13 protein-coding genes are annotated in these 13037 nt (G+C 43.6%); 6 read left to right on the forward strand and 7 right to left on the reverse strand.

Annotated features, from left to right (window positions below):
* Positions 1 to 94 precede the first annotated feature (94 nt).
* The 6 genes from hemJ to serB form a co-directional block, all read right to left on the reverse strand.
* Positions 95 to 529 (reverse strand): protoporphyrinogen oxidase HemJ, encoded by a 435-nt coding sequence (gene hemJ / locus HCZ91_RS10435; protein ID WP_179799367.1) that lies wholly within the window; start codon positions 527 to 529, stop codon positions 95 to 97.
* 40 nt (positions 530 to 569) lie between these two features.
* Positions 570 to 1595, reverse strand: coding sequence for a biotin synthase BioB (gene bioB / locus HCZ91_RS10440; protein WP_257020045.1), 1026 nt, complete (start codon positions 1593 to 1595; stop codon positions 570 to 572).
* 383 nt (positions 1596 to 1978) lie between these two features.
* Positions 1979 to 2485: an SCP2 sterol-binding domain-containing protein gene (locus HCZ91_RS10445; protein ID WP_165597886.1), complete on the reverse strand. Its 507-nt coding sequence runs from the start codon at positions 2483 to 2485 to the stop codon at positions 1979 to 1981.
* A gap of 205 nt (positions 2486 to 2690) precedes the next feature.
* The gene (gene aciT, locus HCZ91_RS10450; RefSeq protein WP_224737784.1) at positions 2691 to 3083 is read right to left on the reverse strand and encodes an AciT family ciprofloxacin tolerance protein; all 393 of its coding nucleotides are present in this window, start codon (positions 3081 to 3083) and stop codon (positions 2691 to 2693) included.
* A 282-nt stretch (positions 3084 to 3365) separates the two neighbouring features.
* Positions 3366 to 4361: a DUF368 domain-containing protein gene (locus tag HCZ91_RS10455; protein WP_179799336.1), complete on the reverse strand. Its 996-nt coding sequence runs from the start codon at positions 4359 to 4361 to the stop codon at positions 3366 to 3368.
* A gap of 366 nt (positions 4362 to 4727) precedes the next feature.
* Positions 4728 to 5918: a phosphoserine phosphatase SerB gene (gene serB / locus HCZ91_RS10460; protein WP_179799337.1), complete on the reverse strand. Its 1191-nt coding sequence runs from the start codon at positions 5916 to 5918 to the stop codon at positions 4728 to 4730.
* A gap of 427 nt (positions 5919 to 6345) precedes the next feature.
* On the opposite strand from serB, the gene HCZ91_RS10465 reads away from it, so the two are divergent.
* The 6 genes from HCZ91_RS10465 (at position 6346) to HCZ91_RS10490 (ending at position 11460) form a co-directional block, all read left to right on the forward strand.
* Positions 6346 to 7803: a hypothetical protein gene (locus HCZ91_RS10465; protein ID WP_179799338.1), complete on the forward strand. Its 1458-nt coding sequence runs from the start codon at positions 6346 to 6348 to the stop codon at positions 7801 to 7803.
* 186 nt (positions 7804 to 7989) lie between these two features.
* A complete protein-coding gene (locus HCZ91_RS10470; protein ID WP_057761656.1) occupies positions 7990 to 8226 on the forward strand; it encodes a hypothetical protein in 237 nt (78 codons plus the stop codon).
* Positions 8227 to 8524: 298 nt separating this feature from the next.
* The gene (locus tag HCZ91_RS10475) at positions 8525 to 9082 is read left to right on the forward strand and encodes a UPF0149 family protein (protein WP_179799339.1); all 558 of its coding nucleotides are present in this window, start codon (positions 8525 to 8527) and stop codon (positions 9080 to 9082) included.
* 108 nt (positions 9083 to 9190) lie between these two features.
* Complete coding sequence (locus HCZ91_RS10480) at positions 9191 to 9631, forward strand: YbjQ family protein (protein ID WP_257020044.1); 441 nt, start codon at positions 9191 to 9193, stop codon at positions 9629 to 9631.
* Between the two features lie 93 nt (positions 9632 to 9724).
* A complete protein-coding gene (locus tag HCZ91_RS10485) occupies positions 9725 to 10231 on the forward strand; it encodes a heavy metal-binding domain-containing protein (RefSeq protein WP_179799340.1) in 507 nt (168 codons plus the stop codon).
* Between the two features lie 305 nt (positions 10232 to 10536).
* Positions 10537 to 11460: a bile acid:sodium symporter family protein gene (locus HCZ91_RS10490; RefSeq protein WP_179799341.1), complete on the forward strand. Its 924-nt coding sequence runs from the start codon at positions 10537 to 10539 to the stop codon at positions 11458 to 11460.
* A 189-nt stretch (positions 11461 to 11649) separates the two neighbouring features.
* Here the strand turns inward: HCZ91_RS10490 and HCZ91_RS10495 are convergent, their stop codons facing one another.
* Positions 11650 to 12792 carry a formate/nitrite transporter family protein gene (locus HCZ91_RS10495; protein ID WP_346342192.1) on the reverse strand — a complete coding sequence of 381 codons (1143 nt, stop codon included), beginning with the start codon at positions 12790 to 12792 and terminating at the stop codon, positions 11650 to 11652.
* Positions 12793 to 13037: the final 245 nt, after the last annotated feature.

A 13037-nucleotide genomic window follows, 5' to 3' on the forward strand; every position in this document is an offset into this window, starting at 1 on the left:
TTTGACAACACGGCCTATAAATGAATAAAAAAGCGTCCGCAACTCATTGAAGTTACGGACGCTTTTATTCTGCATGTTAAATGATTTTCTGATACTAAAACGGTTTTACCACGACTAGTATCACGATAATCACTAAGGCAAAAACAGGCACTTCATTAAACCAACGCCAGAATTTATGCGTTTTATAATGTGGCTTATCGATCAGCTTCTTACGATAAAAGCCGCAAGCGCCATGATATCCTGACAGCAGCACTACTAATAGCAATTTGACGTGTAGCCAGCCTTGGGTTTTATAGACATCCCAGCCCAGTCCTAACATCCATAGACCAAAAACCCATGTCGCTATCATCGATGGGGTCATGATACCGCGATATAGCTTGCGCTCCATAATGGCAAAGCGCTCATGACTGATGCTATCGTCGCTCATCGCATGATAGACGAACAGGCGCGGCAAATAAAATATCGCCGCAAACCAGCAGACCATCGAGATAATGTGTGCCGCTTTAATCCAGTTAAAATAATCTGCCATCATAGTTTCTCTTGCTTAACTTGTATTTTTTAGCTTGGGCCTACTCTGCCAATACAACTTGTGTTTGATGACCATTCATCGCATCCATTACAGGCAGTACTTTAGGCGCTCTTGGTGCGGCAAACTGTTTGGTAAGGCCAAGCTCACGCATGAGTCTGTCGTCGCCTGATTGGCTTGCGTTACCAGTGGTAAGAAGCTTGTCACCATAAAAGAATGAGTTAGCACCTGCCATAAAGGCTAATGCCTGCTCAGAATCTGACAGGCTTTCGCGGCCAGCAGATAAACGCACGTAGCTAGTCGGGCAGCAAATACGGGCGACCGCAATAGTACGAATCCATTCAAGTACAGACAGCTGACCTTCAGCTAATACTTTGTCACCAATCGGTGTCCCTGCAATAGGCACCAGTAAGTTGACTGGAATTGATTCAGGCGCTTTTGGCATTTTTAGCAGCTCAAGTACCCAATCGATGCGGTCATCACGGCTTTCGCCCATACCAACGATATTGCCACTACAGACGTTGATGCCAGAGTTACGCACGTTTTCTATCGTGTCTAAGCGCTCATCATAGCTGCGCGTGCTAACGACTTGCTCATAGTAGCTGCGTGAAGTATCTAGGTTATGGTTGTAGTAATCCAACCCTGCATCGGCCAACTGCGTTGCTTGATTGGTATCAAGCATACCCAGTGTCATGCAAGTCTCAAGACCTAGTGCTTTCACTTCTTTAATCAGCTCAACCACATAAGGCATGTCTTTAGCACTTGGGTGTTTCCACGCGGCACCCATGCAGAAACGTGATGAGCCACTGTTTTTGGCACGCTTGGCCGCTGCGATGACTTTATCAACTTCTATGCGTTTTTCTGCTTGTAGTTTGGTGGTGTCGCGATGATGGCCTGACTGTGAGCAGTAGCCGCAATCTTCAGGGCAGTTGCCCGTTTTGATAGAGAGTAGCGTGCTGACTTGTACTTCATTGGCAGTGAAATGCTTTCTATGGATGGTCTGTGCTTGTAATAACAAGTCCATCAAAGGTAAATCAAACAGTTGCGCGATTTCTTCACGGCTATACATGGTAGCTACTTTATTATCAGTTTGAGTTGCGTCTGTGGCTAGACTGGCCAAAAAATCACTGTTGATCGTATCTGGCTGAGTGGCTACATCAGTTGGCTGGGTGGCGTCAGGTTCGGAGATGCTAAGCAATCCTGCCATAAGGTAAGTCCTTTTATAAGAATTAGAGGGTATTAAATAAAACCAATGTTTTTATCTATTGTCATTTATAAGGTAACAAAAAAGGTTGCCGTATAGTATACCGCAACCTTTTTAGAAAATCAGAACACTGCTAGACAGTATGTATAATTGTCACAGTAGCGCACATAAATAGTAACTATACGTTTGGCTATCTAGTTCTATATCATCCATTCTACCAATGACTATCGCTCAGTGCATCATTCTTTTTATTTGCCAAGTTTGTGCTTGGCGATACCAACCCAATGCTCAGCAAGTTTCTGTGCTTTATAAGCGTAAGGTTTGGCTTTTTGAATATATGGTTTGCACTCTTCTGGGATAGCTGGAACGATATGCTTAGCAAGTTTGTTGAACCACATCATTAAGCTATAGTCGCCTTCAATGCTCAAGTTACCTTCTTGTACAGCAGTCATAAAGGCAGGCAAGCTACCTTTGGTTAGCAGTCTAACGCCAGTCATAGAATCTTTGAAAGTGATGGTCAAATCGGCTTCTTTTGCATGGCCGCTTTGTTGACTGAATTGTCCATTGTCAAAGCTAAAAGAACGGGCGATATCAGACTCAGTACTAGCAAACTCAATCGTAACTTGACGGTCAGCGAATAATGCTTTGACGTCTTCGTTATCGCTATCAGCTAACATAGACAAACGATAGCCAACAACAGCCAATAAAGCATCTAATGGATCAGATTTGATATCTAATACAGGAACAGTAAACATAGCAGAACTCCTAAAGAAATGAGGCATAAAAATAAAGCGTAATTTATACCAGTTTTTATGACAAATATATAACTGGATTATAAACTATCACAGGGTATCAACTCTTTAGGAGTTAAGTAGAGAGCGTTAAGTATCTTGTAACATTCGATGTCACTGACGTAAGTAAGGTGTTGATATAAAAAACAGAGGTATAAATAGGACGGTTTTAACGGAAACGTGGCTGATAGTTATCATCGTAGACAGGAGTGTGTTCGATATAACGTGCGGCTTCTAGCTCACGTTGCTGGCTAACTGTCTGACTCACGTCATCATAGCGTAATGCCCGATATAGTACCCAAGCTGCCAACGGTAACCAACTGATGCCCATAGCGATGATATAGCGATGCCATGACGATAGCTCCATCAACATAGGACGACCGGCTAATATATTTTGAATCAACTCAACGGTGAACCAATAGGCCATCCCGCCAAACAAATATAGCAGTAGCCAACGATATGACGACAAAGCAAGCACAACTACTAAACTGGCTAGCAGTCCATAACCAAGCCATGCCGCGCCGCTCCATGCCTCTACACCGATAAAAGAAAATATAGTCATTAACATCATTCATCTCGCTATTCATAAGGTGAATTCCAATGAGACTATTATGAGAGGTTATTGAGTAAAGCTGAAGAGGGTACAGGCGACTTTGCGACAACCGTTGACGTTTGGTTTTTTGGCTTGTTTTGCGATCTTTGATGGCTAGATGTTAGGCTAAGCGCCGTGAGGAGTGGCGCTTATTTTGAGTGATATGGAAATGGTTTTGTTTGCTCGGGAGGGTGTTTATTAGCTAGCAAACCATGCCAAACTAGCAAATAGGACTGACAGTTCGTTGAATACTTAGACTCGATTGGTACGATTACCCCACCAAGATAATAGCGAAACTAAGATAGCACCGAGTAGCATAAGTCCTACTGTCGTTGACCACTGTGCGCCAGTAGGATATTGCCACGGCATTACGTTATGGACAGCTTCAGTATTTAGTGAGCCTAGCGCATCTACTTTCCATGGCCATACTTTTATTAGAGAGCCTGCAATAAAGCCTGTCAGCAATGCTAAGGTAGCCTGATAATAATGCGAGAGCAGCCACTTAAGTGCGCGCGTAAATAGCAATAGCCCAGTCGCCATACCCGCAATGACTGTGAAAATGGCACTCAGATTCATCGTATCGACTGCTTCTAATACTGCATCGTAAGCGCCTAGCAATAGCAAAATAAACGACCCTGATATTCCCGGTAGGATCATGGCACAAATAGCAATTGCCCCTGCAAAAAACAGATACGGTAAGCTAGGCGTGGTCGTGAGTAACGGCATACTACTAATGACTACGGCGGCAATAAGTCCAGTCGCGAACAGTACGACACGTCCTATATTCCAGCGCTTTATCTCACTGAGTAAGATAAATACCGTTGCAACGACCAGTCCAAAAAAGAACGACCAAATAAGCAATGGTTGATTGTCCAATAAATGCTTAATGATACCGGCTAAGGTCGCAAAGCTAGTGGCAATACCCAGTAGCAAACACAATAGAAACGTCGCGTCTACTTGGCGCCAAATTGCAGCGAATCCTTTGATGCCACCTTCCTGACGAAATATCGTCCAAAGATTGGGGCCGATACTACCAAGCGCGTTAATCAAGCGCTCGTAAATCCCTGCAATCAGCGCAATAGTGCCGCCAGAGACGCCAGGTACGATATCAGCTGCGCCCATGGCCATACCTCTGATATAGATACCTACCAGCTGCTTTGGGCTATCTGTATGTACAGGTGCCGTATCTTGTTCTAGTGGCGTTGGCGCTGACGGCTGAGTTGGCCGTGGATATTGTGGTGCCGTCATGGGCATTCCTTTATCATTTAAAAATAAGTGTCATCTGAAAGTAAGCATTAGCTAAAAATAAGTAGCATCTAAAAATGAGTAATAACTAAAACAGGCGTTAGCTAAACATCAGTATGAATAGCAGATTTTATTAATTATCATCACGTACTAAGGCATGTCTTCCATTTACTTAATAGGCATCTAACTGAACTAAAAATGGATAAATCTTGTCAGACATCATCAAATAGCTGGTTAATATATCGGTACTATCTACCTATCTACCTATCTACGCTATTTCTCTTGTTTAAGCCACGCTCTAAAGCATAAAAGCCAGATTAATGACAAAACATTAACCTAGCTTAGCGGATAATCTAGAATACTTAGCGATTACTCAGTAGGAGCGAGGGCTGGATAGCCAAGAGCGTACAGAGTACCTTCAAGTCCTGTCACGTTGATAGCGGCATCAGCACGTGCTTGAACGATTGGTTTGGCATGATAGGCCACACCCAGATCGGCCAATGCCATCATCGGTAAGTCGTTAGCACCGTCACCGATACAGACCACTTGTGACATCTCAATGCCTAAGCGCTCAGCAGTATGCTCAACGATAGCGGCTTTTTTGGCACCATTGACAATAGGCCACTGTACATGACCAGTGACTTCACCTTCCTCGATATCTAGAGCGTTGGCATGTACTTCATCGATACCCAGCTGCTCAGCGATATAACGGGCAAAATAAGTAAAGCCGCCTGATACTAGCACCGTATGATAACCCAATGCTTTTAGCGCACTGATCGTCGTGCGTGCACCAGTCGATAACGTTAGACGACTACAGATATCATCCAGCACATCAGTAGAAATGCCCTTTAGCAAAGCCACACGCTGAGCAAATGATTCATCAAAATCAATTTCACCGCGCATTGCTGCTTCAGTGATGGCTTCGACTTCTTCACCAATCCCAGCCGTTTTTGCTAGCTCTACGATGACTTCTTGCTCGATCAAGGTTGAGTCCATATCAAAGCAGGCAAGCTTATGTGTCCGCAGCATATGACCGACAGATAGGATGTGACAGTCCACTACGTTTAAATTATCGGCGCTGTCGGCACTACGCGTATTGTTGTATTCTTCAGTTAGGTCATGACGCAGGCGAGTGGTTAGCTGATCATCAATGATGTGAGCTGCGGCGGTTTTTTTGCCAGGGTGCATCAGCGTGTCAGTGACTGGTACTAGCAGATAACGGTAGACTTGAGTATGGGTAAAGGGTAGGCGCTGTGCGTCTGCTGCTGTAGGCTCTGTATCAGATACCGTGATATTGACGAAACTAGCGTCAGTATCTTCGGCAACGGTCACTAGGTGCCAGCTTGGCTGTTCGTCGACCCACGACTGAACGTACTGATGAATATCTAATGCGGATACCTGAGTCGGCAGTACGACGATGAGCGCAAAAACAGGTAGCGACTGTAGCGCATCAAAGTCTTGCAAATTGGTATCTTCGGGTAATAATGCCGCAATAGAATCAACGGCTTGTTGCCATGCTTTGCTGTCTTTTGGTAACGAATAAGATGTATTTTTTGGCATGGCTCAATTGTCCCTTGTATGCTCATATAAGATTAGGAATAATAACAGTTTTACTGGGCAGCGCCTATAGATGACGCGCAAAGTAACAATGATGCTAAAAAACAGATTTTATGGCGTAAGAAGCCATAGAAAATGCAATAAAGTTATTATGATAAATTTATAAAGCGCTCACGCTATAAGGCTTATTATGGTGATATAGTAGATGAGATAAGCTGACTGTTGATTGACGATGCTTTCTTATTAACGATGCATTCGCAAAAGATAGCAAGGCAAAATTGATGGTGTTGATAGTCATTAATAAGCAGTACTGCTTTATCAATATGTGCGCACTACCATTGGCGCACATCAAAATTGTTTAAAAATTAGCCAAAAAATGAGCAGTAGCCTCGTTTTTTAATTTCTTCTCTCCAAAAAAGTTTAACATATCATGACGTATTTAGCGCCGCGGCAAGGGTTGTTTGCCATTATTCTTCTGGTTAGTTTTTGTTTGCAGACGCTGTTATTGGTCATTAGTACTGATCAACAGCTGAGCAATAGTCGTGCGTTAAAAGGCGAGCAGATGGTCGCCCAGCTGATTGATGAAGCAAGGTTGTCCTTAGAAAATAAAGACCGTGTGAGTTTAAGCGTTATTGCCAATCGCTATACCAGCGAGCAAGACGTCACACGGATACTGATTAAGGACAACAACGACGATATCTTGGTGCCAGTAGGCAATGCGCCGATGCAGCAAGGTGACACTATTCGTCAAATCGCCACCAATGGCGATTCAGTCATCGGTAGCGTTGCATTGACTTTGAAAGACGTTAGCAAAGGCGAGATTATCGCCATGCAATGGCCGTTTGTCATCGGTACTATGCTGCTACATTTACTGCTTTGGTTGATTTATGGTTACCTCGCTCGTCCGACCAAAGAGCAAATCAATGCATTAAGTCGAGATATCCAAGAGCTGTATCGTGACCAATACAGACCAGTCGATCAACGCGGCTATGACCGTGAACTTGAACGCCAGTCAACGGGTAAATCAGCGTCTCATTTAGCAGACAGTCAAGTAGCGACGGATAATACGGCAAACGCAGCAGATGACGAAGTGACTAATGCACGCAAATTTAATGTGCATAATGAAGTGAACGAGTACCTTAGAACTCAGCAAAACCAAGAGACAGGTAGCGATACTGACAATCTAGCGAGTGCGAGTGAAGGTAGCGAAAGCGAGATAGCGGATACAGATAGTGTTGCTTCTCAAGTTACCAGTCATACGTCTAAACTGTCTGCCACACGGTCTGTTGATAGCGTCAAAGTTCAAATTGTATTCCATGATGAGTTCAATATGCTTGAACGCCTTGCGCCTGCGCAGCGTCTTCCGTACCTAGCACTCTGCACCCAGCTACTCAATCAAGCCGTGACCGAGCTGCTAAGACAACCATTGCTGCTGGGCGTGAGTGCGATGAATGAAGCGCACTTTGAAGACAATGGTGCAAGTGTGGTACTAAAGGCTGATAATAGCCATGCAAAAGTGGCACTCGCAGGCGTGATGCTTGCCAAGCTATATTTAATGCTCAACAAAATTATTCACGATAAGCATATTGAGCTGTCGCGTTTTGCCTTACCAGCAAAAGCGGGCGTCAGTGATGATGCGCAGTCAGAGCCAATGACTCATTTGCTCCAGAGTATCGGCAAAAAAGAGCAGCTATTAATATTATTGCCAAATGCCGGTCTCAAGCAAATCAGCAACCATGTACAAGTACATAACATCATGCGCCCAACCACTGTCTATGAGCGCGAGTGTGCGATATTTGACGGTGCTAACGACTCATTGATTCAGCGTTTGGCTGATGTGCGCAACGCGGTTCTGATGATTGAAGATGAGGACGAGCTACACATTTAATGCCGACTGTATTTGGTCATTTATATTACAATTGTCTGTTATATAGCCTACTGGACTATCTTAATCGTAGAGTTGAAATGTACCATATTGCGAAAAAGGATTGACAACATTCAATAGAGACTTTATAAGGCATATATATATTGATGTATTCTTAATACCCTTGCCTAAAAATGATAGGAGTTTGTCATGAGTGACGCTGATATTGACGACGATTTTGATGATGATTTTGTCGACGATGATGATGCAAAGATGGTTGAAGAAGCTGAGACGAGCGTACGTACACGTTTAAGTAGTCTTGAAAAACGTCGGCTAATCGATAATTTGCTAGAAGAAAAGCGTTTGGCTAAAGAGTTAAAAGACGATCTAGACGACATAGACAACTTCGATGAAGACGGCGATGATTGGGATGATGACGATTTTTAATTTGTCGGCATCAGTCGTTTCAGTGGACTAAAGTGCTCTAGTGGCTACTTTTACAGCAGTGACTATTTTAATGACTAAAATTATTTAGCCAGTCGAATTGGTTGCCTGCTGTTTGCCACTTTTCTAATTTTCTAGGTTTGCTTGCAACCAGTTCATCTCGATAATACTTACCTGATAGAGGTTGCTTGAGTTTGATTAATTAAGCAGCCTTTAGTCTTAAAATAAGTACTCGTCCTCTTTTATTTAACCGATCGCCCACTGCGATTGATGACATCTATCTGCTAAGGAAAACCAAATTATGAGTAACCAACTAAGTTTTGATGAATTACTAGACTATTTGGACAATCAAGAAAGCCAGTTCGTGCTAGATAGTGTCGCAGCGCATGGTTTTTTGACAGCGACGGTTATCGGTCGTCCATTGCCTAACTGGATGGATGCCCTGTTCGAAGGTCATGTAAGTGAAATTCCAGACAACGTCATCGATGGTATCAAACGCTGGCGCGATTCGATCATGGCTGAGTTAAAAAATGAGACGCCTATTGAATTACCATTTGGTGAAGATGCTGGTAACGAAGAAGTGGCGGTTGATTTCTCTGACGAGTCAGACATCGTTGCTTGGTCAATCGGTTTTGTCGATGCCATGTATGGTGATGAAGCAAGCGATTGGTTCGAAGATGAAGAGACGGCAGAAGACGTAGCAGTATTGACCTTGCCTATGATCGTACTAAGCGGTATCGATGATGAAGATCCAGAGCTGTCTGAGATGCGTAAAGACGAAGACAAAATGGTACAGATGGCCAATAGCATCGAAGGTAATTTGACTGAATTATTCTTACTATTCCATACCAACGATTAATAATGCTAAGAAACAGCGCTGCTAACGGTGCTGTTTCTGTCTTGTCTATGCTGTATCGCAGCGCTTTGATTTACTATATATTTTATAAGTCACCGATAAGGTCATCCTATGACTGTGCAACTCTCTAACCTTGAACACTTACCTAACTATCAAATTACCGAACGCCTAGACGTGGTGTACGGTAGTACCGTGCGCTCAAAGCACGTCGGTAAAGACTTGTTTGCTGGGTTAAAAAACATCGTTGGCGGCGAGCTGACGGCTTATACCGAGCTATTAGAAGAGTCACGGCAAGAAGCAATCGATCGCATGATTGTCAAAGCAGAGGCGTTAGGTGCTGATGCGGTGGTCGGTCTACGTTTTTCGACTTCTAGCATCGCCCAAGGTGCGTCAGAGCTGTTTGTCTATGGGACTGCGGTCAAGGTCGCGCCGATATCACAGCAGCAGTATCAAAACCTACCAAGCGATGGTTACGACCATTCTAGTCAAAATACGAATACTCAGACCCAAGTCGCACCCGATGATTTACCGCGTTTCAATCCTTTTGGTTAATCCTATAATACTGAAAGCTACAATACTAAAAACTACAATACCGAATCCTATAATGCTAAAAGCACCGATGCTTTTTACGATGAGAAACGTGCTATGAATGATTCACTCACGCAAGTGCTCATCAATTATGGGCCGTTTGTCTTCTTATTCGCCGCTGGCTGGTTCTTTGGGTCGCGCCATGAGCGTCAGCATTTGGCACAGCTAACAGTAGCAGAGCAAGCATTAGGCGATATCACTGTCTCAAGCGAACGTCTATACTGTCCCAAGTTAGCAGCGGGTAGTGAAGGCGAGCTGGTACTTGGTAGTGTCGTCATCGCTCAAGATTATTTCAAAATGATTATTGCTCGCGTACTAAGTGTCTTTGGCAAAAACTTAACCACCTACGAGACTTTGCTAGATCGTGCACGCCGCGAAGCCATCGTTCGTATGCGGACTGAGGCAAAAGCCAAAGGCTACACGCATATCTACGGTTTACGTCTTGAGGTAACCAATGTCAACCAATTAGGTAGTATGGTCGAAGCCATCGCCTACGGTACAGCTGTTATCAGTATCGACCATATTCACTCTACATCTGCTATAAATCATAAAATCCCCGCCTAAATCATTTCTACTTTTTTATCAAGTGTAAAAACCTATAATTGACTGACGAGTAGTTAGAAAAATCAAAACCATACACTTTTACAACGATATACTGAATTTTGCCGTTCCGTTATTATTTCGGTTCGTAGTAACCAGTTTTATCAAAAATTGTCGGTTTAAAAACACGACTGTATGGAAAAGTGTCATATAAAGAGCTGACAACGTCGGTGGCTTTTACCCAAGATATCAGCAGGATTGGCTGATTGAGCATGACGAGGTTGTCATAAACCTGCCCGTGTAAGGGCTCTATCTACAAGGATGTAGTTATGGAAGGTGTTGAGTTAGTCACGTTTATAAATGCAAAAGTCATTCCCATTAGTATCTTTTTGATTATGATGGGGATGGGATTGTCCTTAGTTACCAATGATTTTAAGAGAGTCGTCAAATACCCTAAAGCAGTCGCCATAGGCTTGACCAATCAGCTAATATTTTTGCCGCTCGTAGGTTTTGCTTTGGCAACCACCATGTCTCTCGAGCCAGAGTATGCCGTTGGGGTTATGTTGCTAGTACTGTGTCCTGGTGGCACGACATCGAATCTATTTACCTATTTAGCCAAAGGTGACGTCGCACTTTCGGTCACCATGACCGCTATTGCCAGTGTCATTACCGTATTTACCATTCCTATCGTCCTCAGTTTTTCGCTCGTATACTTTATGGGTGCGGGTAGTGAGTTTCAGTTGCCAGTGGTCAAGACCATGATCAGCCTAATTGCTCTGACTATCTTACCCGTCAGTATTGGTATGTTGATCAAACGCTATGCGCCTAACGCGGCAGACAAGGGACAGGTGATGGTGTCTCGTTTTGGCGTGATATTTTTGAGCTTCTTGGTACTTTTCTTAAGCTATGTGCAACGAGACATTATCGTTGAAGCGTTAATCGCTACTGGCCCTGTGGCATTAATATTGAATGTATCGACGATGGCGCTTGGTTATTACACCAGCAAATGGTTCGGTCTAAATCCTGCACAAAGACGCTCGATTACTATGGAAGTCGGCCTACAAAACAGTACGCTTTCAATGTTTATGGCACTGACGCTATTGGCTAACTATAAGATGTCGATGACGCCAGCCATTTATACGCTAATCATGTTCTTGACCGCTGGTATCATGGTCAGAGTATTTACTGCCCAGCATAATAAAGCCAAAAGAACCGAGATAGAAAACAGTGTATTGGCAGCACGTAGAATGTAAGAGGTTGAAAATAACCGTAGTAACGCACTGTTGCGCCCGTTGAGACATTACTTGGCGAAAATCAACAGTGTATGGTTTAGTAAAAAAGCCCATAATCCGCTTTGTATAATGAAGCAGGTTATGGGCTTTTGTGTTTAGTGCTCGTTTTAACCCAAACCAGTTCTAACTCAAATCAGTTTTATCTCAAGTCTAGAATCTTCGTCTGTCCATTTTCGCTCTTGCCTCGGCAGCTTGCTCTTTGACTTTTTCAATTTCAAATAAGAACGTACGATTTTTAAGCACCGCGACGAATACCACGCCGCCGACTGTATTGCCCACCAGTACCACGACTAAAAATACCAAGTAGCGCCAGAGACTGACGGTATTGCCATACAGCAGCGCTGAAAATACTTCGATATTGCCCACGATACTATGATGTAAGCCCAAAAACCCGATACTACCTGTAATTAGGGTTACCAGCACAATACGGCTAAGCGTATCCCGTGCAGAGGTTACTAGCCATGCTGCTACGCCCATCATCCAGCCTGCGAGTACTGCACTACCAAAGATCACCCACCACTCAAAACCCAAAATATGCTCGGCATAGACATCAATGGCATGGTCTGTAAACAGATGCATATGCAGCCCTAAGCCAACCATTAATGCCGAAAACAGACAGCCGCCAACGATATTACCAGCGATGACAATGCCCCATAGCCGTAACAGCTTATGTAGCGGTTCGATTTTATTTAGGACAGGCAAGCTTAAGAGGGAAGTCTGCTCTGTGAACAATAACGACTGACCAATCACCACGATAATAAAGCCAATTGGATACAGCAGTGACGACAGCACCATCGCATAGCGACTGGGTATCACATCATTGAGTAGGGCAAACATCGATAAAATCATAAAAAAGCTGATGCCAATCTCTAGCCCAGCCGTAAAGGCACTGGTAAATAGCGAGCCAAGTGAACGCTCAAAGGTTTCTTTGGCGTGGATGACTTGCTCGACTAATATACTGGCGTAGCTCTTTGCTTGGCTTAGATTATCGTCACTGGCGACCTTTTTGATGGTTTCTTTGTCTTCGTCGCTGATTTCTTCTGGCAGGTCATCATTTTCTAAGTCTTCGGTGGCTTTGATAGGTTCGTCTACATTATTATCTGTAGTGTCATCTACGTCACTGTTTGTAGTGTCGTCTGCGTCCTTGTCTACCTCAATGCCTTTAGAAGGACAGCCGCTTTCTTCTAGCGTATTGTCACCTTCAGGCACAGGAGTAGTGGTACTCGCATTTGTACGCTCATCGTTTGATAGATTAGCCTGAGAATCATGGTCATGCTCGGTATCTTGGGACACGGTCGGCTCGCTGGTTATAAGCTAATGATTTTGCTGCATAAGTAATCTCTATTATATTTCCCATTCTTCTGATTGCTGTTGTTAATTGATTAACAATTTGAGTAATAAATGGCCTTCAGGCTTTATAAATTGCCTTACCATCTAACAAAATCTGCCTATCTGCGTTAAAATCACACTATCAACTATTTTTCCTGTTTTTATAGCGTTTTGCGCTATCTCATTTTGACCACATTCATTATCAACAA

This window comes from Psychrobacter sp. BI730, from assembly GCF_013414195.1.
Taxonomy (GTDB): Bacteria; Pseudomonadota; Gammaproteobacteria; order Pseudomonadales; family Moraxellaceae; genus Psychrobacter.